Source organism: Streptomyces sp. NPDC018263 (assembly GCF_055562575.1).
On record NZ_JBVHFA010000007.1, the window covers coordinates 35290 to 57057 of the forward strand.

General features: G+C 70.5%; 21 protein-coding genes. 10 read left to right on the forward strand and 11 right to left on the reverse strand.

From position 1 onward, the window contains the following. Nucleotides 1-4 precede the first annotated feature (4 nt). The gene (locus ACZ3HQ_RS20625) at nt 5-874 is read right to left on the reverse strand and encodes a hypothetical protein (RefSeq protein ID WP_467512878.1); all 870 of its coding nucleotides are present in this window, start codon (nt 872-874) and stop codon (nt 5-7) included. Between the two features lie 128 nt (nt 875-1002). Further along, complete coding sequence (locus ACZ3HQ_RS20630) at nt 1003-1311, reverse strand: hypothetical protein (protein ID WP_467512880.1); 309 nt, start codon at nt 1309-1311, stop codon at nt 1003-1005. A gap of 94 nt (nt 1312-1405) precedes the next feature. Here ACZ3HQ_RS20630 and ACZ3HQ_RS20635 point away from each other — a divergent pair, with 94 nt between their 5' ends. Beyond that, nucleotides 1406-2305, forward strand: a complete 900-nt coding sequence (locus ACZ3HQ_RS20635) for an oxygenase MpaB family protein (protein WP_467512882.1) — start codon at nt 1406-1408, stop codon at nt 2303-2305. 26 nt (nt 2306-2331) lie between these two features. Here the strand turns inward: ACZ3HQ_RS20635 and ACZ3HQ_RS20640 are convergent, their stop codons facing one another. Further along, complete coding sequence (locus tag ACZ3HQ_RS20640; protein WP_467512883.1) at nt 2332-2931, reverse strand: class I SAM-dependent methyltransferase; 600 nt, start codon at nt 2929-2931, stop codon at nt 2332-2334. A 173-nt stretch (nt 2932-3104) separates the two neighbouring features. On the opposite strand from ACZ3HQ_RS20640, the gene ACZ3HQ_RS20645 reads away from it, so the two are divergent. From ACZ3HQ_RS20645 to ACZ3HQ_RS20665, 5 genes are all read left to right on the forward strand, one after another. Beyond that, entirely contained in the window at nt 3105-3878 is a 774-nt protein-coding gene (locus ACZ3HQ_RS20645; protein WP_467512884.1) for an MHYT domain-containing protein, read from the forward strand. A 48-nt stretch (nt 3879-3926) separates the two neighbouring features. Beyond that, nucleotides 3927-6440, forward strand: coding sequence for a sensor histidine kinase (locus tag ACZ3HQ_RS20650; RefSeq protein ID WP_467512886.1), 2514 nt, complete (start codon nt 3927-3929; stop codon nt 6438-6440). Beyond that, nucleotides 6437-6874: a roadblock/LC7 domain-containing protein gene (locus tag ACZ3HQ_RS20655; RefSeq protein WP_467512887.1), complete on the forward strand. Its 438-nt coding sequence runs from the start codon at nt 6437-6439 to the stop codon at nt 6872-6874. Before ACZ3HQ_RS20650 ends, ACZ3HQ_RS20655 begins: the two co-directional genes overlap by 4 nt. 18 nt (nt 6875-6892) lie before the next feature. Beyond that, on the forward strand, nt 6893-7306 hold the full coding sequence (locus ACZ3HQ_RS20660) for a DUF742 domain-containing protein (RefSeq protein WP_467512888.1): 414 nt from the start codon (nt 6893-6895) through the stop codon (nt 7304-7306). A 190-nt stretch (nt 7307-7496) separates the two neighbouring features. Continuing rightward, nucleotides 7497-8099, forward strand: a complete 603-nt coding sequence (locus ACZ3HQ_RS20665; protein WP_031180290.1) for a GTP-binding protein — start codon at nt 7497-7499, stop codon at nt 8097-8099. Between the two features lie 7 nt (nt 8100-8106). Here ACZ3HQ_RS20665 and ACZ3HQ_RS20670 read toward each other — a convergent pair whose 3' ends face one another. Then, nucleotides 8107-8535, reverse strand: a complete 429-nt coding sequence (locus ACZ3HQ_RS20670; protein WP_467512890.1) for a PPOX class F420-dependent oxidoreductase — start codon at nt 8533-8535, stop codon at nt 8107-8109. Nucleotides 8536-8627: 92 nt separating this feature from the next. On the opposite strand from ACZ3HQ_RS20670, the gene ACZ3HQ_RS20675 reads away from it, so the two are divergent. Together ACZ3HQ_RS20675 and ACZ3HQ_RS20680 are read left to right on the forward strand one after the other, a co-directional pair. Continuing rightward, nucleotides 8628-9041, forward strand: a complete 414-nt coding sequence (locus ACZ3HQ_RS20675) for a roadblock/LC7 domain-containing protein (RefSeq protein ID WP_030803533.1) — start codon at nt 8628-8630, stop codon at nt 9039-9041. Between the two features lie 124 nt (nt 9042-9165). Then, nucleotides 9166-10104 carry a DUF6397 family protein gene (locus tag ACZ3HQ_RS20680; protein WP_467512892.1) on the forward strand — a complete coding sequence of 313 codons (939 nt, stop codon included), beginning with the start codon at nt 9166-9168 and terminating at the stop codon, nt 10102-10104. Here the strand turns inward: ACZ3HQ_RS20680 and ACZ3HQ_RS20685 are convergent. Both ACZ3HQ_RS20685 and ACZ3HQ_RS20690 read right to left on the reverse strand, forming a co-directional pair. Then, a complete protein-coding gene (locus tag ACZ3HQ_RS20685; RefSeq protein ID WP_467512894.1) occupies nt 10091-10957 on the reverse strand; it encodes an acyl-CoA thioesterase in 867 nt (288 codons plus the stop codon). The genes ACZ3HQ_RS20680 and ACZ3HQ_RS20685 overlap by 14 nt on opposite strands. 19 nt (nt 10958-10976) lie before the next feature. Continuing rightward, the gene (locus ACZ3HQ_RS20690; protein ID WP_467512895.1) at nt 10977-13490 is read right to left on the reverse strand and encodes a DEAD/DEAH box helicase; all 2514 of its coding nucleotides are present in this window, start codon (nt 13488-13490) and stop codon (nt 10977-10979) included. A 145-nt stretch (nt 13491-13635) separates the two neighbouring features. Between ACZ3HQ_RS20690 and ACZ3HQ_RS20695 the strand changes: the two genes are divergently transcribed. Continuing rightward, nucleotides 13636-14430 (forward strand): metal-dependent hydrolase, encoded by a 795-nt coding sequence (locus tag ACZ3HQ_RS20695; RefSeq protein ID WP_467512896.1) that lies wholly within the window; start codon nt 13636-13638, stop codon nt 14428-14430. Nucleotides 14431-14471: 41 nt separating this feature from the next. Here the strand turns inward: ACZ3HQ_RS20695 and ACZ3HQ_RS20700 are convergent, their stop codons facing one another. From ACZ3HQ_RS20700 to ACZ3HQ_RS20720, 5 genes are all read right to left on the reverse strand, one after another. Further along, entirely contained in the window at nt 14472-14735 is a 264-nt protein-coding gene (locus ACZ3HQ_RS20700) for a type B 50S ribosomal protein L31 (protein ID WP_467512898.1), read from the reverse strand. A 42-nt stretch (nt 14736-14777) separates the two neighbouring features. After that, entirely contained in the window at nt 14778-15248 is a 471-nt protein-coding gene (locus ACZ3HQ_RS20705; protein WP_467512900.1) for a DUF5709 domain-containing protein, read from the reverse strand. A gap of 243 nt (nt 15249-15491) precedes the next feature. Next, complete coding sequence (locus ACZ3HQ_RS20710) at nt 15492-17273, reverse strand: ABC transporter ATP-binding protein (RefSeq protein WP_467512902.1); 1782 nt, start codon at nt 17271-17273, stop codon at nt 15492-15494. Further along, nucleotides 17270-19129: an ABC transporter transmembrane domain-containing protein gene (locus ACZ3HQ_RS20715; RefSeq protein WP_467513536.1), complete on the reverse strand. Its 1860-nt coding sequence runs from the start codon at nt 19127-19129 to the stop codon at nt 17270-17272. The genes ACZ3HQ_RS20710 and ACZ3HQ_RS20715 overlap by 4 nt, the downstream gene beginning before the upstream one ends. A 208-nt stretch (nt 19130-19337) precedes the next feature. Beyond that, nucleotides 19338-19769, reverse strand: coding sequence for a MarR family winged helix-turn-helix transcriptional regulator (locus tag ACZ3HQ_RS20720; protein ID WP_467512903.1), 432 nt, complete (start codon nt 19767-19769; stop codon nt 19338-19340). Nucleotides 19770-19947: 178 nt separating this feature from the next. Here ACZ3HQ_RS20720 and ACZ3HQ_RS20725 point away from each other — a divergent pair, with 178 nt between their 5' ends. After that, entirely contained in the window at nt 19948-21726 is a 1779-nt protein-coding gene (locus ACZ3HQ_RS20725; protein WP_467513538.1) for an ABC transporter ATP-binding protein, read from the forward strand. The last annotated feature ends 42 nt before the right edge of the window (nt 21727-21768 follow it).

Consider the following 21768-nt stretch of genomic DNA (forward strand, 5'->3'; position numbering starts at 1 on the left):
TGAGTCACAGCGGACGTACGGCGATCTTGTCCAGCCCGTCCAGGAGGCCGGGTAGCTCCGGGCCCCGTCCCACGGGGATGACCTCGCCGGGTTCCGCGTCGAGCAGGATGAACGCGATGTCGTCGGTGCGGGCCACGATCGACCAGCCGGGACCGTCGGCGCGCAAGGTCCGCGCGTCCCCGGGGGCGAACGACGAGCGAACACGTCCGAGGGGCGGCGGGGCGTCGATGTAGGCGCGTGCCTCCGCGAGCACCCGGCGGACGCCAGGACGGCCGGGCTTGGCCGTACCTTCAGCCTCGGTCACGGTCTGCGGTGCTGCTTCGGTCTCCGCGGCGGGGACCTCGGTTCCGGAAGCCTGCGTGTTCGTCAGGACGTCGGCGTCATCGAGCCGTCCGCGCCATTCGGCCCACTGGAGCGCTATCTCGTCGGCGCCGAGCCGCCGCTGGGCCGGCCCCCAGGTGCTGGTGTCGGGCGGGGTGAGAGGAGGTGGGTCCGTGGCCTCGGTGGCCGGGTCGTGCGGGGCCGGTACGTCGGGTGCGGCGACGGCCAGCGCCAGGGGCCAGCCGGGCAGCGCCGCCACGAGCGTGCGCTCGTCGGGGGACAGCTCGTACTCCATGCCGCAGTCCCAGGAAGCGATCGCCACCGCCACCAGGGACACGTCGTTGATGACGGCCGTCCACCGGGCTCCGTCTCCGTCCTGCCCGAGAACCAGGCCGTACCCCTCCTCGAGCGGATGGAGGCCCAGCGCCGCGCAGGCCGCTGGATAGTCGTCACCCAGCACGCTCGGGAACTGCGCCGGTGTCAGCAGCACCGCCGTCAATACGTACAGCGCCTCGTCAGCGGCAGACACGGGTGCATCGTCCGACCCGGCCATCTCAGCCTCCCCAGTGGTTCGTCCGTCGGCGCGCACCCTAGTGCGCGGGGGAGAGGCTTGTCACGAGTCCGCGCACCGGGCGGAGCTGCGGTTTTCCTGCCGGACAGGGGCGAAACACCCTCTGGTCGTCAGGAGTCTCCTCCGTCCGCCGGCAGGCCCAGCAGATCCCGGGCCACCGCCCGAGGGGTCGTGGAACGCTCGCGAGCGAGAGCGACCACGGCCCGACTCGCCAACTCGCCCACACCGAAGGAGAGTGCCTCCGGTGACACCCACGACGACGCCTCTTCGACTCCGTCCTGGTCGTCCCGCGCGCGGGCCGCAACGTAGGCGGCCGCGGCTTCGAACAGGTTGTGCCCACGCTGCTTCTGTTCGGCGGGTTCCTTCCCGTGCGGGGAAGTACCCAGCCTGGCGGCGTACTTGCGCACCATGTCGAACATGCGAACCGCCTTTCCCCGATCCGGGGCCCGCTCATCACACATGTCTCGTTACTCAAAGTAGAGTCGGAACTTCCGCGACAGAAGGGGGCTCCCGGTGAAACGCTTCGAGCGGCTCGACCAGATCCGGCGGATGGACCCGGTGGCCGACGCCCCGGAGATCTACCGGCTCAGTGCCGCGTTCGAATTCCCCTGGGACTACACACGAGCGCTGGAACTGGCCCTCTACCGCACCTACGCCGTCCCCGCCATCGGCCGGCTGCTCGCGGAGACGGCCGAACTGACCGACCGTGCACAGCGGCGGTACGACGACACCGCCCTGCTTCTCGACGCGGTCATGGAGCACGGCTTCGCCGCCCGCGAAGGCCGTACCGCGATCCGGCGCATCAACCAGATGCACCGCAGCTACGACATCAGCGACGACGACATGCGCTACGTGCTGTCGACCTTCGTCGTCATGCCCAGACGCTGGATCGACACCTATGGCTGGCGGCGGCTGTCCCGGCACGAGATCGTCGCCACCACCGAGTACTACCGCACCCTCGGGCGCCACATGGGCATCCCCGACATCCCGGAGACGTTCGACGAGTTCGAGGCTCTCCTCGACGTCTACGAGAAGGAGCACTTCGCCTGGGACGAACGGTCCCGGCAGGTGTCCGACGCGACGCTCGACCTCATGGTCTCCTGGTACCCCGGCCCGCTCGCACCGCTGTTGAGGACGGCGACTCTCGCCCTCCTCGACGAGCCCTTGCTGCGTGCCTTCCGCTACGAGGCGCCGAGCGCGACCGCCACCTCCCTGGTACGCCGTGCCGTAAGGGCCCGCGGACGACTGGTCAGGCTGCTGCCTCCGCGCCGCGCCCCGCACTTCGCCCGCCAGAACTGGGAGATCAAGAGTTACCCGAACGGCTACCGCACCGCCGATCTGGGCACGCACCCGGTGCCGGGAATGGGCGGCTGCCCGGTGAGGCAGGTGAAGTTGACCGACGCGGTGGACTGAGGCGAGCAGCCGCAGCCGGTCCGGCCTCAGGACTCGCGAACCGCCAGCGCGAGGAAGTAGCCGGGCTCGTCGACGTACGACGTCATGCGCCACCCGGAACGCGCCAGGAGAGGACCCAGGTTGGCCTCGGCCCGCAGGTCCTGGGGTGTGAGCTGCCTGCCCTGACGAGCGGCCAACGCGGCCCGGCCGATGGGGTGGAACAGCGCCAGCGTGCCCTCGGGCCGCACCACGCGGGCCAGCTCGCGCAGGTTCTCGCCCGGCTCAGGAAGGTGGGCGATCAGACCCGCCGCGAAGACGGCGTCCAGGGACTTTGTCCGCAGGGGCAGAGCCGTGACGTCCGCGAGCAGTAGGGCACCCTCCCGGTCGCGCCCCGCCTGCGCGGCGGCCTGGAGCATGGCCGGGGTGAGATCGGCGCCGATCACCGTCCCGGACGACCCCACGGCGGCGCGCAGCGACGGGAGCGCGCGGCCCGTGCCGCACCCCGCGTCGAGCACCCGCTCGCCCGCGTCCAGCCCCATCTCGGACACCGCCGCCGCATAGGCGGGCCCGTCCTCGGGAAACTTGCTGTCCCAGTCCGCCGCCCGCGCGGTGAAGAACTCCTGCACGTGTGTGTGGTCGTCACTCATACTCCGATGATCTCTCACCGTCCCCGTTGACGCCGCGCGCACATGGATAGGCCGCGAGGTGGTCCTTTCACCGCAACTCCACGTCATGTTCGGACACCCGCTGTGTCAAGTTGTGACGGCTTTCGAAACGCGCCCCCTATGTACGCCCCTGCCCCGGCTAGCGTCCGTGGGCCATGGGACACCTTGACCACGCGGCCTTCGGCTGGCTCACCCCCGCGCTCTCGTATGCGATGGCCTGCATCGGCGCCGCACTCGGCCTGCGCTGTACCGTGCGCGCGCTGGCCACGACCGGCCGGGCCCGCCGCAACTGGCTGATCACGGCCGCCTCGGCGATCGGGACCGGCATCTGGACCATGCACTTCGTGGCGATGCTCGGCTTCCGCGTCAGCGGCACCGACATCCGCTACGACGTGCCCCTGACGATCCTGAGCCTCGTCGTCGCCATGGTCGTCGTGTGCGCGGGCGTCTTCGCCGTCGGCTACAGCAAGGACCGCAACCGTGCCCTCCTGCTCGGTGGCCTCACCACCGGCCTCGGCGTCGCCAGCATGCACTACCTGGGCATGGCCGCCGTCCGGCTGCACGGGGACGTGACCTACGACCCCGTGCTCGTCGGGCTGTCCATCGTGATCGCGGTGGTCGCCGCGACGGCCGCGCTCTGGGCGGCCCTGAACATCAAGTCCCCGCTCGCGGTCACCCTCGCCTCCCTGGTCATGGGGGCGGCGGTCAGCAGCATGCATTACAGCGGCATGTTCGCGGTGAGCGTCCAGGTCGACCCCTCCGGCGCGACCCTGCCGGGCGCCACGGCCATGCAGTTCATCTTCCCGCTCGCCGTGGTCCTCGGCTCCTACCTCTTCATCACCTCGGCCTTCGTCGCCCTCTCGCCCTCGGCGGACGAGCGCCAGGCGTCCGCCACCGCCCAACGGCCCGTCGAAGGCGCCGCCCGCTAGCGGAGACCCCGCCCGAGAGCCCCGACCCACTGCCCGAGCGAGGAGGCCATGCGCCCACCCCGTAGCACCCCGAAGGCCGGACCACCGGCGCAGTCCCCGATCCCGCCGCGCGGCCGGCGCGCCCACGCCGGGCCCCCGGCCGACGAGGGGCCCGAGGCGTACCTCGACATGGCACCGGACTACGCGCCCCCGCGCGCGAGTCGCTGGCACATGCGCCCCCGGACCGTTCGCGCCAAGGTGGTCTGTCTCCTGATGGTGCCGGTGGTCTCGCTCCTCGCGCTGTGGGCGTACGCCACCGTGACCACCGCTCAGGACGTGGCCAAACTGCGCCAGTCCCAGCAGGTCGACGCCGAGCTGCGTACGCCCGTCGCGGTCGCCGTCGCCGCGCTGCAAGCCGAACGGGCCGCCGCCGTGCGATACGCCGCCGGACCGGACGCGGCACGCGCGAACGACCTTCGCGGGCTCGCGGCCACCACCGACCGGGCGGTGGCGAAGCTGCGACTCGGTGACGACAGCACCGTCGCCGCCGGACAGCAGCTCCCCGCGGGAGTCGGCAGCCGTCTGGAGACCTTCGTCGGCGGTGTCGAGCAGCTCCGCCCACTGCGCAACGCCGTGCTGGGCCGCGAGGCGGACTGGTCGAAGGCGTACGACCGGTACTCCAGGACCATCGACGCCGCGTTCGCCGTGGACGGAGCGCTCTCCGGTATCCAGGGGGCCGACGCCGGTTCCGACGCGCGCGTGCTGCTCGAATTCTCCCGGGCAGCCGAAGCGCTGGCCCAGGAGAACGCCGTCCTCGGCAGCACGCGCCCGGACGACACGCTCGGCGGCCGGCGCATCCTGCTGCTGGACGGTGCCGTCGCCAACCGGCGCGCCCTCACCCAGGTGGCCGTCGCCGACCTGCCCGCTGCCCAGCGCGCGGCCTGGAACCGCGTCGCCCACAGCAGTGCCTACCTCGCCCTCACCACCTCCGAGGACCGCGTCCTTGCCGCCGGCTCCGGCGTCAAGGGGGTCGACACGGCACCCGGTTCGGCGTGGGCCACCGCCCACGCTCGCGTGCAGGCCGACATGAGCAGCATCGCGGCGGACACGAGCCGGGCGGTCGCGGGCCGCGCCGACCCGTTCGCGCACGGCGTGCTGAGCCCGGCCGGCGCCGCCGTGCTCTTCGGCCTGGCCGCGGTCGTCGCCTCGCTGGTGATCTCGGTCCGGATCGGCCGCGCGCTCGTGATCGAGCTGGTGAGTCTGCGCAACGACGCTTTGGACATCGCCCGCCGTAAACTCCCGACGGCCATGCGGAAACTCCGGGCCGGTGCGGAGATCGACATCCGGGCCGAGGCGCCCGCCGGACCACCCGCCGAAGACGAGACCGGACAGGTGGCGGAGGCCCTGACGACGGTGCACCGGGCCGCCCTGCACGCCGCGGTCGAACGTGCCGAACTCGCCAGCGGCATCTCCGGGGTCTTCGTCAACCTCGCCCGTCGCAGCCAGGTGCTGGTCCACCGACAGCTCAGTCTGCTGGACAGCATGGAGCGTCGCTCCGACGACCCGAACGAGCTGAGCGACCTGTTCCGGCTCGACCACCTCACCACGCGCATGCGGCGCCACGCCGAAAGTCTGATCATCCTCTCCGGAGCCGCACCCGGCCGGGCCTGGCGCATGCCGGTGTCCCTGACCAACGTCGTCCGCGCGGCCGTCTCCGAGATCGAGGACTACGCGCGCGTCGAGGTCCGTCAGCTCCCCGAGGCGGCCGTCATCGGGGCGGCCGTGGCCGACCTCACCCACCTGCTGGCGGAACTGGTCGAGAACGCCGCCCAGTTCTCACCGCCCCACACGCGCGTGCGCGTCTCCGGCGAACCGGTCGGCAACGGCTATGTCCTCGAGGTCGAGGACCGGGGCCTCGGCATGAGTGCCGAGACGCTCGTGGAGGCCAACCGGCGCATCGAGCAGTCCGAGGCACTCGACCTCTTCGACAGCGACCGCCTCGGCCTCTTCGTGGTCAGCAGACTCGCGGCCCGCCAGGGCATCAAGGTGCACCTGCGCACCTCCCCGTACGGCGGTACCACCGCGGTCGTGCTGCTGCCCACCGCCCTGGTCCACCAAGGAACCGCGGAGCAGCCCGCCGAGCCAAACCCGGTACCTCAGGAGCGGGAACCTGAGTACGCGCGCGTGCCCGAGGTGCCCGCCCCTGCCGCGGTGACCACCCCGACCGAGCGACCCGCGCTGGCCGTCACCGTGCCACCGCCCGCCGAACCCGCCCCCGACACCCCGCCTCCCGGAGTCACCACCTTGAGGCCCCACCGCCCGCCCACCGACTCCGATACCTCGGACGACCTCCCACGCCGCGTGCGCCAGGCGAGCCTCGCACCCCAGCTCCGCAAGGAGCGCCCCGCCGAACCGGCAGCGGACCCCGAACCATCCGGCGACGAGGGACGCACCCCGGAAGTCGTGCGGGACCACATGGCGGCCTACCGCGACGGCTGGGTGCGCGGCGGCGGCCGCCGTCCCGGCCGCGTCGCACCAGCGCCCGCAACGGGCAGCGAAAGCACCGAAGGAGAACCGGCATGATCCAGGAGCCGAACACGACCGCGAACCAGCGATCCGGCGAACTCGACTGGCTTCTGGACGACCTGGTCAGGCGGGTGGGCGAAGTACGCCACGCCGTCGTGCTCTCCAACGACGGCCTGGCTGTCGGCGCCTCCACCGGCCTCGGCCGCGACGACGCCGAACATCTCGCCGCCGTCGCCTCCGGCTTCAACAGCCTGGCCAAGGGCACCGGACGCCACTTCGGCGCGGGCGGTGTCCGGCAGACCATGGTGGAGCTGGACGACGCCTTCCTCTTCGTGGTCTCCGCCGGCGACGGCTCCTGCCTCGCCGTCCTCACGGCCGCCACCGCCGACATCGGCCTGGTCGCCTACGAAATGGCACGCCTGGTCAGACGCGTGGGCGAACACCTCTACGCGGCACCGCGCATCGCCTCACGGCCGCCCGCGGCAGGCTGACCGGGAAGGCCGAAACGGATGACCGAGAACCCACCGGGCGACCTCCGCGACGAGGGCAGCCAGTGGTACGACGGCGAGGCCGGGCCCCTGGTGCGCCCCTACGCCATGACCGGCGGCCGCACCCAGCCAGGCCCGACCGGGGTGCCCTTCGACCTCATCGCACTGGTCACCCTCGACCCCGCCGCGCCGGTAATGGACGACGGCAGCGCGCTCGGCCCGGAACACCGGACGCTGATCCAACTGTGCCGCACCGAGACACAGTCGGTCGCGGAACTCGCGGCCGACGCGGACCTGCCCGTCGGCGTGGTCCGCGTACTCCTGGGCGATCTGCTGGAACTGGGCTGCGTCACCGTCAGCCGCCCGGTGCCGCCCGCGCATCTGCCGGACGAGCGGATTCTGCGCGAGGTCATCGAAGGGCTGCGGGCCCTGTAGATGAACGTCCACGACCGGCCTGGCGCCTCTCCGGCCACCGTTCCGCACGCTTCCGGTGATCGATCGGCCGGAAGTCAGTCATATCTGGTGCTTTTCAGTCCGAACCCCCGAGGCGGTGTCGAAGTTGTCATGATGCTGACCTCACGCCCGAGCACGTCGACCGCAGCCGGCCCTCCCGAGAGAAGTGATCATGGCCTCTGAGCACGTCGAAGCCGCCGACGACATCTCCGCCCTGGCGCTGAAGATTCTGGTGGCGGGGGGATTCGGCGTCGGAAAGACCACGCTGGTCGGCTCCGTCAGCGAGATCCGGCCGCTGCGCACCGAGGAACTGCTCAGCGAGGCGGGCCAACTGGTGGACGACACCGACGGCGTGGACCACAAGGTCACCACCACCGTGGCGATGGACTTCGGCCGCATCACCATCCGCTCCGGCCTGGCGCTCTACCTGTTCGGCACACCGGGACAGGACCGCTTCTGGTTCATCTGGGACGAACTCTCGCAAGGGGCTCTCGGAGCGGTGGTCCTCGCCGACACCCGCCGCCTGGAGGACTGCTTTCCGGCGGTCGACTACTTCGAGCACCGGCGCATCCCGTTCGTCGTCGCCGTCAACTGCTTCCCAGGCGCACGCCCCTACGGCGCCCACGACGTCTCACGCGCCCTCGACCTGGACCAGGGCACGCCGGTGGTGCTCTGTGACGCACGCGACCGCGACTCCGGCAAGGAAGTGCTGATCCGCCTCGTCGAGTACGCCGGGCGCATGCACACCGCCCGGCTTCTCGACTCGGTGAGCTGAGGCCGCCTCAGTCCGCGAGGTTTTGCACGGCCACCACATGGTCGATGTGCACCCTCACCAGCAGTTCACCCGGAACGCCGTTGCGGGCGCCGAACTCCTCGGCGCGGTCCTCGCCCATGTACCGCGCGGCGATCCGGGTGGCCCACCGGTGGATCTCGTCCAGATCCTCGGACACCCGGGCCTGACCGTTCAGCACCACGAACGAGAACGGCGGCCGGTCGTCGTCCACGCAGAGCGCGACCCGCGGGTCACGGGCGAGATTGCGCCCTTTCACTGTCTCCTCACCGGTGTTGAAGACCAGCTCGTCACCGTCGAGCAGGAACCAGATCGGGGCGATATGAGGGCTTCCATCGGCCCTTACGGTTGCCAGCTTGCCGGTTCGGGTGCCGTGCGAGACGAATGCCCGCCATTCCTCGTCGGTCATCTTGTGTGCCATGAGCCCATCCTGCTTGCCCGGACGCCGGAGGTGGGGAAGGCTTGCGGAAAGCTCCTCCAGCCAGGGGGAGAGGCCACACGGGGAGAACGAACATGGCGCAGAACCAGGGACTGGGTTGGCTCCTGGACGATCTCACCCAGCGCGTGGACCACGTGCGGCACGCGCTGGTGCTCTCGAACGACGGACTGGTCACCGGGGCGAGTACCGGACTACGGCGCGAGGACGCGGAACATCTGGCGGCCGTGTCCTCCGGACTGCACAGCCTCGCCAAGGGCTCGGGGCGCCACTTCGGCGCGGGCCGCGTCCGGCAGACCATGATCGAGTACGACGACGCCGTACTCTTCGTCACCGCGGCCGGCCCCAGCAGTTGCCTGTGCCTGCTCAGCGGTGCGGAGGCGGACATCGGTCAGATCGCCTACGAGATGACCCTGCTCGTGAACCGGGTCGGCGAACACCTCGGCGTGAATGCCCGGCAGCCCGAACACTCGCCGGTGTCCGAACTCTGACCTGCGGATTCGGGAGTCCGGAGGGTTATCCACAGGCCCGACACGGATTGCATAGAAATGGCTACGGTGTGTGCACGGCGAACGCGCAGGGCGTGAGCCGACCACTCCACGGGGGAGCACAGCCATGCCGGGAACCACCATCGCAACCGTGACCACCCTGACCCCGGAGCGCCCCGCGCTCTGCGCACCGAGCCGCGCCGCCCGGGAACTGGGTCTCACGCGCTACGAGTTCGACCTGGCCGTCGAGCTGGGCCGCATCCGCACCGTGTCCGACGGAGGAAGCGGCGGCCGACGGGTCGCCCGGACCGAGATCACCCGCCTCCAGACGCAGCCCGGCTTTCCCCGGACACTCCGCGAGCGGGTACGGGTGGTGGGCACCAAGGAGGGCGCCTCGCTGATGGGCGTCTCCGAAGGCAGGTTCGCCAGGCTCGCCCGCCTCGGACTGCTGGTGCCGGTGCGCTTCTACCTCAACCGGTACCGAGCCGTGGTGTGGCTGTATCTCGCCGAGGAACTGCGGGAATTCATGGCGAATGGTGAGCACACCGATCTGATCACGGGCAGGACGCCCGAGACACTCAGGAGCCAGTTGACGGCCGGGCTCGACCTGCGCCCGAGGAACTGGCGGGGGCGTCACCTCGGATTCCTGCTCCGGCAGGCCGAAGACCCCTGGGTGCGAGCCGGAGCCATCGCCGCCTTCCTGCCGGGCGAGGAGATCGCGAAGATCGTCAAAATCCCTTATGAACGGGCCAGGTTGGACCGCCTGGGGCCCACCCTGCCCGAACACGGCGCGCCTGGCTCACCCTCCGCGCTCCTCGCCGAGCAGATCATGACCGCGCAGGACGCGGACGAGATCGCCTGGCTGAGCGCGGACCTGGCGCGGCAGTTGGAGGCGACGCGGGCCCCTTGGGCCGCGACATGCTCCGACGCCCCGGTCTCTCCGCTGCCGCGAAGCGGTCACGCGGCCGGAGCCAACGGCCCGCGACCGCACCGGGGGCTGCTGACCTGGCTACGCCGCAGAAGCCCCCGGAGCGCACCGGCCGGCCATCACGCTAGAGAGACCTGAACAGGCCCTCCTGGACGACCGACACGAGCAGTTGCCCGTGCACGTCGTAGATGCGCCCGCGTGCCAGGCCGCGGCCGCCGATGGCGATCGGGGACTCCTGGTCGTACAGGAACCACTCGTCGGCGCGGAACGGACGGTGGAACCACATGGCGTGGTCCAGCGACGCCATGTCGAAGTTCCGCTGCCCCCACAGCGGTTCCACCGGAATGCGGACCGCGTCGAGCAGGGTCATGTCGCTGGCGTAGGTCAGCGCGCAGGTGTGGATCAGCGGGTCGTCGCCGAGCGGCCCGACCGCCCGCATCCACACCGCGCTGCGCGGCTCGGCACCCTCGATCTCGTCCGTATTCCAGCGCAGCCGGTCGACATAGCGGATGTCGAAGGGCTGGCGGCGCGCCATCAGTTCCAACTGCTCCGGGAGCGCGCCCAGATGCTTCCGGATCTCCTCGGCGACGGGCGGCAGCGACTCCGGGTCCGGCACCACCCGGGCGGGCGGAAGCTGGTGCTCGAACGGTCCTTCCTCAGGCTTGTGAAAGGAGGCGGTCAGATTGAAGATCGTGCGACCCTGCTGCACGGCCGTGACCCGGCGCGTAGTGAACGAGCGTCCGTCACGGACCCGCTCCACCTGGTACACGATCGGCACGCCCGGCCGGCCCGGACGCAGGAAGTACGCGTGCAGGGAGTGCACGGGGCGGTCGCCTTCGGTGGTGCGCCCCGCGGCGACCAGCGCCTGGCCCGCCACCTGGCCGCCGAAGACCCTCTGGAGGGACTCCTGCGGGCTGCGGCCGCGGAAGATGTTGACCTCGATCTGCTCCAGGTCGAGCAGATCGACCAGGCTCTCGGCCGGATTCGTCATCGGTGGGTTTCTCCTGTGCTCACAACTGGCCGACATCGGTGACACGGACGACCGCACGGCCCTCCGCGTCGGAAGCGGCGAGATCGACTTCCGCGCTGATGCCCCAGTCGTGGTCACCATTCGGGTCGTCGAAGATCTGACGGACGCGCCACAGCTTGTCCTGCGGCTCCTCCTTGATCACCAGCAGCTTCGGGCCGCGGGCGTCGGGGCCGGTTCCGAGGTCCTCGTACTCGTCCCAGTACTTGTCCATGGCCTCGCCCCACGCGTCCGCGTCCCAGCCGGAGTCTGCGTCCATCTCGCCGAGTTCGTCGACCTGGTCCAGAGCGGCCAGCTCCACGCGGCGGAAGAGGGCGTTGCGGACGAGCACGCGGAAGGCGCGGGCGTTGGTAGTGACGGGCTTCACCTCGTCGGCCTTCTCCTGGGCCTCCTCGGCGGTCATCACCTCCGGGTTGGCGAGCTGCTCCCACTCGTCCAGGAGGCTGGAGTCGACCTGGCGGACCATTTCACCGAGCCACTCGATGAGGTCCTGGAGATCCTCGGACTTCAGGTCGTCCGGGATCGTGTGGTCCAGGGTCTTGTAGGCACTGGCGAGGTAGCGCAGCACGATGCCCTCGGTGCGGGCCAGCTCGTAGAGGGAGACCAGTTCCGTGAAGGACAGGGCGCGCTCGTACATGTCGCGGACGACCGACTTGGGCGACAGCGGGTGGTCGCCGACCCAGGGGTGGCTCTTGCGGTAGGTGTCGTAGGCGTGGAAGAGCAGCTCTTCCATCGGCTTGGGGTAGCTGATGTCCTGGAGCCGCTCCATGCGCTCCTCGTACTCGACACCGTCCGCCTTCATCAGGGCCACGGCCTCGCCGCGTGCCTTGTTCTGCTGGGCGGCCAGGATCTGGCGCGGGTCGTCCAGGGTGGACTCGACGACGGACACCATGTCGAGGGCGTAGGACGGCGACTCGGGGTCGAGGAGTTCGAAGGCCGCGAGCGCGAACGTGGACAGCGGCTGGTTGAGCGCGAAGTCCTGCTGGAGATCGACCGTGAGACGGACGATGCGGCCCTCGGCGTCCGGCTTGTCGAGCTTCTCGACGATGCCGCCGTCCAGCAGCGAACGGTAGATGGCGATCGCCCGGCGGATGTGCCGGAGCTGCTGCTTGCGCGGCTCGTGGTTGTCCTCCAGCAGATGGCGCATGGCCTCGAAGGCGTTGCCCGGGCGGGCGATCACCGACAGCAGCATGGTGTGCGTCACCCGGAACCGCGAGGTCAGGGGCTCGGGCTCGGACGCGATCAGCTTCTCGAAGGTATTCTCCGTCCAGCCGACGAAGCCCTCCGGAGCCTTCTTGCGCACCACCTTGCGGCGCTTCTTCGTGTCGTCCCCCGCCTTGGCGAGGGCCTTCTCGTTCTCGATCACGTGCTCGGGCGCCTGCGCGACGACGAGTCCGGCGGTGTCGAAGCCGGCGCGTCCGGCCCGTCCCGCGATCTGGTGGAACTCGCGAGCACGCAGCGTGCGCACCCGGTTCCCGTCGTACTTCGTCAGGGCGGTGAACAGCACCGTGCGGATGGGCACGTTGACGCCGACGCCGAGCGTGTCCGTGCCGCAGATGACCTTCAGCAGCCCGGCCTGGGCCAGCTTCTCCACCAGACGCCGGTACTTGGGCAGCATGCCGGCGTGGTGGACGCCGATGCCGTGCCGTACGTAGCGGGACAGGTTCTGGCCGAACTTGGTGGTGAAGCGGAAGTTGCCGATCAGCTCGGCGATCCGGTCCTTCTCCTCGCGGGTGCACATGTTGATGCTCATCAGCGCCTGCGCGCGTTCCACGGCCTGCGCCTGCGTGAAGTGCACGATGTACACCGGAGCCTGCCTGGTCTCCAGCAGCTCGGTGAGCGTCTCGGTGAGCGGGGTGAGGCGGTACTCGTAGGAGAGCGGTACCGGACGGGTGGCCGAACGGACGACCGCGGTGGGACGCCCGGTGCGGCGGGTGAGGTCCTTCTCGAAGAACGACACGTCACCGAGCGTGGCCGACATCAGGATGAACTGCGCCTGCGGCAGCTCCAGCAGCGGGATCTGCCAGGCCCAGCCCCGGTCGCCCTCCGCGTAGAAGTGGAACTCGTCCATCACGACCTGGCCGATGTCGGCGTCCTTGCCGTCCCGCAGCGCGATGGACGCCAGCACCTCGGCCGTGCAGCAGATCACCGGCGCGTCGGCATTGACGGAGGCGTCGCCGGTCAGCATGCCCACGTTCTCGGTGCCGAAGATCTTGCACAGCTCGAAGAACTTCTCCGACACCAGGGCCTTGATCGGAGCGGTGTAGAAGGTGACCTCGTCACGGGCCAGCGCCGCGAAGTGCGCGCCGGCGGCGATCATGCTCTTGCCGGAACCGGTGGGCGTCGAGACGATCACGTTCGCCCCGGACACGACCTCGATCAGCGCCTCTTCCTGGTGGGGATAGAGGGTGAGGCCGCGATCCTGGGCCCACGACTCGAAGTTTTCGTACAGGGCGTCGGGGTCGGCGGTCCGCGGGAGCTGATCGATGAGGGTCACGACCCCATCTTGCCTGCCCATGCCGTCAACCGGGGAATCGGCTGCGGACGTCAAGATCATGGAGGCTACGCTATGTCGCCGACGGAGCATCAGCACCGCAGGTCAACTGGACAGCGGCACACGAGGAATGGGGCGGGACGCGGCCATGATGGGACCAGCACACTCACTGTCGGGGGCCGCGGCCTGGCTTGGTGTCGGAGCGGCGGCCGCCGCCTTCGGGTACCCGATGCCCTGGCCGGTCCTGCTCGTGGGTTCCCTGGTCTGCGCGGGCGCTGCCCTCGCCCCCGACCTGGACCACAAGGCGGCCACCATCTCGCGGGCCTTCGGACCGGTGTCCCGCTGGATCTGCGAGATCGTCGACAAGCTGTCGTACGCCGTCTACAAGGCCACCCGGAAGCCGGGAGACGCGCGCCGAACGGGCGGTCACCGCACGCTCACGCACACCTGGCTGTGGGCGGTCCTGATCGGGGTGGGCAGCTCCGTAACAGCGATCACCTGTGGCCGCTGGGGCGTCCTGGCCATTCTGTTCGTGCACATGGTGCTGGCCATCGAGGGTCTGCTCTGGCGGGCGGCACGTGGTTCCAGCAGCGATGTGCTGGTCTGGCTGCTCGCGGCGACCAGCGCCTGGATTCTGGCCGGGACGCTGGACAAGCCGGGTCAGGGTGCCGACTGGCTGTTCAGCGAGCCGGGCCAGGCGTACATGTGGCTGGGGCTGCCGGTGGTGCTGGGGGCCCTGGTCCACGACATCGGCGACGCGCTGACCGTCTCCGGATGCCCCGTCCTGTGGCCCATCCCCGTCGGCCGCAAGCGCTGGTACCCGATCGGGCCGCCGAAGGTGCTGCGCTTCCGGGCGGGGAGCTGGGTCGAGCTGCGCGTGCTGATGCCCGCGTTCATGCTGCTCGGCGGAGTGGGCGGCGCGGCGGCGCTCAACTTCATCTGATCCGTCGCATTCATCTGGTCCGTCGGGCGGACCGCTCCCCGTCAGGCGCCCGTGTCGGGGCGCTGCCCTCCGTACCGGCGCTCGAACCGGTCGATGCGGCCCTCGCTGTCCAGCGTGCGTGCCTTGCCGGTGTAGAAAGGGTGGCTCTCGGACGAGATCTCCACATCGATCACCGGGTACGTCTCGCCGTCGTCCCACTCGATGGTCTGCTCGCTGCCGGCGGTGGACCGGGTGAGGAAGGCGTAGCCCGCCGAGCGGTCGCGGAAGACGACCGGACGGTACGCGGGCTGTTTGTCCTGCTGCATGGCGGCTCCTCGCACGAATCGGTGGGGCGGGAGGCTTCCGGATCAGCCGGGGAGGGAGTCCTCGTCGACGATGTGGACGGCGGCCTCCTCGGCGGATGCGGCGGCGCCGTCGATGCCGACGTCCGTGGCCACGAGCGCGCTCTCGTCGTCCTCGTGCGCGCCCTCGTCGGGAGCCACCAGGCGGCCGGAGCGCCGGAGGCCGACCTCGTTGTCGATCAGTTCGCCGTCGGTGTCCTCGACGTCGCCCAGGCCGTCGCCGTCGGGGGCGGCCGCATCGGGCAGCTCCTCGGCGAGCCGCTGGTCGAGGGTCTCGCCGGCCGCGCGTTCCGCCGCCGTCACCCCGTCGTGCTCGACCGCCCAGGGCCGCTCGGGAGGGGACCAGCCCCGGTCGAGGGGATCGTCGACACCGTCGACGTCCAGCGTGTCCTCGACGTCGAGCACCCCCGAGTCCTCCTGGATCTCGTCGGTGTCGGGCTGGTAGACGTCGTCACCCCATCCGTCGGCGCTGTTCACGTAGACCTCCATCCGGTAAGCACGACCCGACGCCGTGAGAACGGGCGCGGGCCCATCGGCACACACGACCCTGCTGTCCCACGGAACGGCCGGGAAAACGTCCCCCGGATTCCGGGTCCGGTGCCTTCATCCAGCCTTCCACCCCGGTTCGGGACCGCGCAACGGCAACGCTCGGTAGTGGGGGAGAAGCGGCCGCCGACCCGCTACACCCCCCAGCTCCGGCCGGGCCCGGTGGACCGTCTCTCACCCGTGCCAGGAACGCCAGAGCGCCGCGTAGGCCCCGTCCGCCGCGACCAGGTCCTCATGGCTGCCCAGCTCGCTGATGCGGCCGTTCTCGACGACCGCGATCACGTCGGCGTCATGAGCGGTGTGCAGACGGTGGGCGATGGCGACCACTGTGCGTCCGTCGAGGACCCGGGACAGCGAACGCTCCAGGTGACGGGCGGCGCGGGGATCGAGGAGAGAGGTCGCCTCGTCCAGCACCAGCGTGTGCGGGTCGGCCAGCACCAGCCGGGCCAGTGCGATCTGCTGGGCCTGCGCCGGAGTCAGCGGCAGACCACCGGAACCGACCTCGGTGTCCAGCCCCGCTTCCAGCGCCCGTGCCCAGGTGTCCGCGTCGACCGCGCCCAGTGCCGCCCACAGCTCGGCGTCGCGCGCCTCGGTGCGGGCCAGCAGAAGATTGTCGCGCAGGGAGCCGACGAAGACGTGATGCTCCTGGTTGACGAGGGCGACATGCGACCGGACGCGTTCGGCCGGCATCCCGGACAGCTCGGCGCCGCCCAGGGTGACATGGCCGGCCCGAGGCGCGTAGACACCGGCGAGCAGCCTGCCCAGCGTGGACTTGCCCGCGCCCGAGGGGCCGACCAGCGCCAGCCGGGTGCCCGGCGCGACCCGCAGGGAGACTGCGCGCAGCACGTCGACGCCCTCGCGGTAGCCGAAGTGCACCCGGTCGGCGTCCACGTCCCGCCCGTCCGGCACCAGCGAGGCGTCACCGGCGTCCGGCTCGATGTCCCGTACCCCGACGAGCCGGGCCAGTGACACCTGGGCGACCTGCACCTCGTCGTACCAGCGCAGGATGAGATTGATCGGGTCGACCAGCATCTGGGCGATCAGCGCGCCCGTGGTGAGCTGCCCCACGTCCATCCAGCCCCGCAGGACGAAGACACCGCCGACCATGAGGACGGAACCCAGCACGATGATGTGGACGGCGTTGATCACGGGGAACAGCACCGAGCGGAGCCACAATGTGTACTGCTCCCAAGCGGTCCATTCCTTGATACGCCGGTCCGAGAGAGCGACCCGGCGAGCGCCGAGGCGGTGGGCCTCGATCGTGCGGCCCGCGTCCACGGTCTCGGCGAGCGAGGCGGCGACGGCCGCGTACCCGGCGGCCTCCGAGCGGTAGCCGGAGGGGGCGCGCCTGAAGTACCAGCGGCACCCGGCCACCAGCACCGGCACCGCCAGCAGGACGGCGGCCGCGAGCGGTGGGGCCGTGGCGACGAGGCCGCCGAGCAGCAGCAGCGCCCACACGACACCGATTGCCAACTCGGGAACCGCCTCCCGCATGGCGTTGGACAGACGGTCGATGTCGGTGGTGATGCGGGAGAGCAGGTCGCCCGTCCCGGCCCGCTCCAGCACACCCGGAGGCAGCCGGACCGAGCGGACGAGGAAGTCCTCGCGCAGATCGGCCAGCATCTGCTCGCCGAGCATCGCCCCGCGCAACCGCACTTGCAGCGTGAAGAGCGCCTGTACGACCGACGCGAGCACGAAGAGGCCGATGGTCAGGCCCAATTGAAGGTGGGAAGCCCGGTCGGCGACCCGTTCGACCAGGCCGCCGAGCAGGTACGGGCCCACCATGGAGGCGACGACCGCGATGGTGTTGACGCCGATGAGCAGCAGGAAGGCCCGGCGATGGCGGCGGAACAGCTCCGACACGTAGTCGCGCACGGTCGATGCCGCGCCGACCGGCAGGGTGGTGGCGGTCGTCGGGGCCGCTGGATCGTAGGCCGGTGGCGCTACGCCGATCATGCGCTTTCCTCGATCTCTTCGAGCGGTTCGAGAGCGCCCAGGAGAGCGGCTCCGTCGGAGGTGCCCTGCCGTTCCCGTGGGGGAGGCGGGGGCGAGGTGTCCTTGGCTGCTGTCTCGCGCTGCTCGTCCTCGGTCTCGCGCGTGACGACGGCGCGGTACCGGGGTTCGGTGCCGATCAGCTCGCGGTGTCCGCCGGTCGCCGCGACCTCGCCCTCGTGGAGGAAGACGACGCCGTCGGCGCGGTCCAGCAGCAGCGGTGAGGAGGTGAGCACCACGGTCGTGCGGCCCGAGCGCAGCCGGCGCAGCCCGTCCGCGATCCTCGCCTCGGTGTGCGAGTCCACGGCGGAGGTCGGTTCGTCCAGCACCAGGACCTCCGGATCGGCGACGAGGGAACGGGCCAGGGCGAGACGCTGGCGCTGGCCGCCGGACAGGGAGCGTCCGCGCTCGGTGATCCGCGTGTCCATCGGGTCCGACGCGTCGAACGACCCCTGCACCAGGGCGTCCAGTACATCCGCGCACTGGGCGGCCGCCAGCGCGTCCTCAGCGCGTACGGCACCGGAGGCGGGTACGTCGAGGAGCTCGCGCAGGGTGCCGGACAGCAGCACCGGGTCCTTGTCCTGGACCAGGACGACGGTGCGGGCCTGGTCCAGAGGAAGCTCGTCCAGCGGCACTCCGCCCAGCAGTACCGACGGGCCGGGGTCGGCGGCGTGGCCGCCCAGGCGATCCGCGAGCCGCCCTGCCAAGTCGGGGTCGCCGCACACCACCGCGGTGAACCCGTGTGCGGGCGCGCGGAGGCCGGTGGCCGGATCGAACAGGTCGCCGCGCGGCATCTCGGTCGCGCGTGAGCCTTCGGTGTCCGTGAGGCGTTCCAACGACAGCACCCGCGCGGCCCGTTGGGCGGAGGGCCGGGAGAAGGAGTACGCCATGGCGATCTCCATGAAGTGCCGCAGCGGATAGTTGACGATCATGACGGCGCTGTAGACGGTGACCAGTTCACCGACCGTGATCCGGCCCTCGCGGGCCAGTTGGACACCGCGCAGGACGACCACGATCAGCAGCAGGCCCGGCAGCAGTACCTGGAGGGCGGAGATGACCGACCACATCCGGGCGCTGCGTACGGCGGCATGGCGTACCTCCTGCGAGGCGCGGCGGTAGCGGTCGAGGAACAGCTCCTCGCCACCGATGCCGCGCAGTACCCGCAGGCCCGCGACGGTGTCCGAGGCCAGCTCGGTCGCGCGGCCGGCCTTCTCTCGCTGGATGTCGGCCCGGCTGGTGGCCCTCGGTAGCAGGGGCAGTACCGCGAGCGCGACCACCGGCAGGCCCACGGCGACGACCACGCCCAGAGCCGGCTGGTAGACCAACAGCGCGACGCAGACCGCGACGACCGTCAGCGCGGCCGCGGTGAAGCGGGACACCGCCTCGACGAACCATCCGAGCTTCTCCACGTCACCCGTCGACACGGTGACCACTTCACCCGCCGCGACCCGTCGGGTCAGCGCGGACCCTAGGTACGCGGCCTTGCGTGCCAGGAGTTGCTGGAGGCGGGCGGCCGCCGTGATCCAGTTGGTGACGGCGGCGCGGTGCAGAAAGGTGTCGCCCAGCGCGATGGCCGTACCGCACAGCAGCATCAGGCCACCCGTCAGGGCGAGTCGGCCGGCGGATCGGTCGACGGCCGCCTGGACGGCCAGGCCGACGCAGAAGGGCAGGGCGCAGACCGAGGCGAAGTGGAGCATGCCCCACAACAGCGCCCTGCACTGCCCGCCCAACTGGTTGCGGCCGAGCCACCACAGCAGGCGGGGACCGGACCGCGCGTCGGGTACGCCTGGATCTGAGTACGGAAGGTCTTGGATCTGCATGGCGTCCCAGTGGCTCGTGTCACGGAAGGGCATGCTGCGGCGGCACCCGGAGGCGGCGGCGAGCCGTGAAAGGTTCGCCTTGCGCGGAGGTGAATTTCAAACGGTTTTTCCGGTGTGGCACGACCCGCACCGGGTTCCGGCCAGGCGCCGCAGCCCCGCTACGCCCGGGTCATCGGGGTAGGGGAACGGGGATTCACCGCGTCGGGATCTACCCGTCGACCAGGGTGTCCAGCAGGACACCGAGCACCTGCCGCTCTTTCTCGGTGAGCGGGGCGAGGATCTCCTCGGCGGCGGAACGGCGTGCTCCGTGCAGTTCGCTCAGGGTGGCGCGGCCCTCGTCCGTCAGCTCGATCCGGGTGACTCGCCGGTTGGAGGGGTCCGGCACCCGGCGCACCTTTCCGTGCGCTTCGAGGCCGTCGACCAGGGTCGTCACCGCACGGGGCACCACTTCGAGGCGCTGGGCGAGGTCGGCCATGCGCGGCGGCGAGTCGTAGTGCGCGAGCGTGCGCAACAGGCGGGACTGGGCGGGAGTGACGCCCAGATCACGCCACTCGAGATGGCGCTTCTGGATGCGGTGCACCCGGCGGGTCAGCCGTAGCAACTGCTCGGCGAGCACGCCCTCGGGGTCTGGGGTCGTCATGCGGGAACAATATCAGGACCCCGTTCATTGTGAGTATGGGTAACAATGAGCTATGCTCATCGAGCCAGAGTCGGCCGCCCGTCGGTCCGGCCCTTCTCGCTTTCCTAGGAGTCCTTTGAACCACGAACGAGAAACGTCCTGGACGCCGCCACCCGACACCGTGGAGCAACCCCGGCAGGTGCGCCGCATCCTCGAACTCTTCCGTCCCTACCGTGGCCGGCTCGCCGTCGTCGGCCTGCTGGTCGGCGCCTCCTCGCTGGTGTCGGTGGCCACCCCCTTCCTCCTGCGCGAGATCCTCGACGTCGCCATCCCGCAGGGCCGCACCGGACTGCTGAGCCTGCTCGCGCTCGGCATGATCCTCAGCGCTGTCCTCTCCAGCGTCTTCGGCGTCCTCCAGACGCTGATCTCGACCACCGTCGGCCAGCGCGTCATGCACGACCTGCGCACCGCCGTCTACGGCCGCCTCCAGCGGATGTCCCTCGCCTTCTTCACCCGCACCCGCACCGGCGAGGTGCAGTCCCGCATCGCCAACGACATCGGGGGCATGCAGGCCACCGTCACCTCCACCGCCACCTCCCTGGTCTCCAACACCACCAGCGTGGTCGCTACGATCGTGGCGATGGTCGCCCTGGACTGGCGGCTCACACTCGTCTCGCTGGTGCTGCTCCCGGTGTTCGTGTGGATCAGCCGCCGGGTCGGCGACGAGCGCAAGAAGATCACCACCCGGCGGCAGAAACAGATGGCCGTCATGGCCGCCACCGTCACCGAGTCGCTGTCCGTCAGCGGCATCCTGCTCGGTCGCACCATGGGCCGCAGCGACTCCCTGACCGCCGGCTTCGCGGAGGAGTCCGAGCGTCTGGTCGACCTGGAGGTCAGGGCGAGCATGGCGGGCCGCTGGCGCATGGCGGTGATCACCATCGTCATGGCGGCGATGCCCGCGTTCATCTACTGGGCGGCGGGTCTGGCCCTCCAGTTCGGCGGCCCCGGAGTCTCGCTGGGCACGCTGGTCGCCTTCGTCTCGCTCCAGCAGGGTCTCTTCCGGCCCGCCGTGAGCCTGCTGTCCACCGGCGTCCAGATCCAGACGTCGCTCGCGCTCTTCCAGCGCATCTTCGAGTACCTCGACCTGCCCATCGACATTACCGAGCGGGTGGACCCCGTCCACCTCGACGAGATCAAGGGCGAGGTCCGCTTCGAGGGGGTCGAGTTCCGGTACGACGACAAGAGCGGACCGGTCCTCGACGGCATCGACCTCACCGTGCCCGCCGGCGGGAGCCTCGCCGTGGTGGGGCCGACCGGTGCCGGAAAGTCGACGTTCGGCTGTCTGGTGCCCCGGCTGTACGACGTCACCGGAGGCCGCGTCACCGTGGACGGCGTGGACGTCCGTGACCTCGACTTCGACACCCTGGCCCGCGCGGTCGGTGTCGTCGCGCAGGAGACCTACCTCTTCCACGCCTCCGTCGCCGACAACCTCCGCTTCGCCAAGCCCGACGCCACCGACGACGAGCTGTACGCGGCGGCCCGCGCCGCCCAGATCCACGACCACATCACCGCCCTGCCGGACGGGTACGACACCGTCGTCGGCGAACGCGGACACCGGTTCTCCGGTGGGGAGAAGCAGCGCCTGGCCATCGCCCGCACCATCCTGCGCGACCCGCCCGTACTCATCCTCGACGAGGCGACCAGTGCCCTCGACACCCGGACCGAGGCGGCCGTCCAGCAAGCGATCGACGCCCTGTCGGCCGACCGGACGACCATCACCATCGCCCACCGGCTCTCGACCGTCCGGGACGCAGACCAGATAGCCGTCCTCGACTCCGGCCGGGTCGCCGAACTGGGCACGCACGACGAACTGCTGGACAGCGACGGCCGCTACGCGGCCCTGGTGCGCCGGGACGCTCAGCTCGAACCGGCCGACCGAATTGCCGTCATGACGGGCGATCAGAAACCGACAAGCTGAATATATGTCGGGTTTGCGGTCATATGCGTATTACCGTGCCCG

What these genes read in the sequence shown, in the direction of transcription:
- ACZ3HQ_RS20625 (WP_467512878.1), bottom strand. Translation starts at nt 874, where the DNA reads ATGGCCGGGTCGGACGATGCACCCGTGTCTGCCGCTGACGAGGCGCTG.
- ACZ3HQ_RS20630 (WP_467512880.1), bottom strand. Translation starts at nt 1,311, where the DNA reads ATGTTCGACATGGTGCGCAAGTACGCCGCCAGGCTGGGTACTTCCCCG.
- ACZ3HQ_RS20640 (WP_467512883.1), bottom strand. Translation starts at nt 2,931, where the DNA reads ATGAGTGACGACCACACACACGTGCAGGAGTTCTTCACCGCGCGGGCG.
- ACZ3HQ_RS20645 (WP_467512884.1), top strand. Translation starts at nt 3,105, where the DNA reads ATGGGACACCTTGACCACGCGGCCTTCGGCTGGCTCACCCCCGCGCTC.
- ACZ3HQ_RS20650 (WP_467512886.1), top strand. Translation starts at nt 3,927, where the DNA reads ATGCGCCCACCCCGTAGCACCCCGAAGGCCGGACCACCGGCGCAGTCC.
- ACZ3HQ_RS20655 (WP_467512887.1), top strand. Translation starts at nt 6,437, where the DNA reads ATGATCCAGGAGCCGAACACGACCGCGAACCAGCGATCCGGCGAACTC.
- ACZ3HQ_RS20660 (WP_467512888.1), top strand. Translation starts at nt 6,893, where the DNA reads ATGACCGAGAACCCACCGGGCGACCTCCGCGACGAGGGCAGCCAGTGG.
- ACZ3HQ_RS20665 (WP_031180290.1), top strand. Translation starts at nt 7,497, where the DNA reads ATGGCCTCTGAGCACGTCGAAGCCGCCGACGACATCTCCGCCCTGGCG.
- ACZ3HQ_RS20670 (WP_467512890.1), bottom strand. Translation starts at nt 8,535, where the DNA reads ATGGCACACAAGATGACCGACGAGGAATGGCGGGCATTCGTCTCGCAC.
- ACZ3HQ_RS20675 (WP_030803533.1), top strand. Translation starts at nt 8,628, where the DNA reads ATGGCGCAGAACCAGGGACTGGGTTGGCTCCTGGACGATCTCACCCAG.
- ACZ3HQ_RS20680 (WP_467512892.1), top strand. Translation starts at nt 9,166, where the DNA reads ATGCCGGGAACCACCATCGCAACCGTGACCACCCTGACCCCGGAGCGC.
- ACZ3HQ_RS20685 (WP_467512894.1), bottom strand. Translation starts at nt 10,957, where the DNA reads ATGACGAATCCGGCCGAGAGCCTGGTCGATCTGCTCGACCTGGAGCAG.
- ACZ3HQ_RS20695 (WP_467512896.1), top strand. Translation starts at nt 13,636, where the DNA reads ATGATGGGACCAGCACACTCACTGTCGGGGGCCGCGGCCTGGCTTGGT.
- ACZ3HQ_RS20700 (WP_467512898.1), bottom strand. Translation starts at nt 14,735, where the DNA reads ATGCAGCAGGACAAACAGCCCGCGTACCGTCCGGTCGTCTTCCGCGAC.
- ACZ3HQ_RS20710 (WP_467512902.1), bottom strand. Translation starts at nt 17,273, where the DNA reads ATGATCGGCGTAGCGCCACCGGCCTACGATCCAGCGGCCCCGACGACC.
- ACZ3HQ_RS20715 (WP_467513536.1), bottom strand. Translation starts at nt 19,129, where the DNA reads ATGCAGATCCAAGACCTTCCGTACTCAGATCCAGGCGTACCCGACGCG.
- ACZ3HQ_RS20720 (WP_467512903.1), bottom strand. Translation starts at nt 19,769, where the DNA reads ATGACGACCCCAGACCCCGAGGGCGTGCTCGCCGAGCAGTTGCTACGG.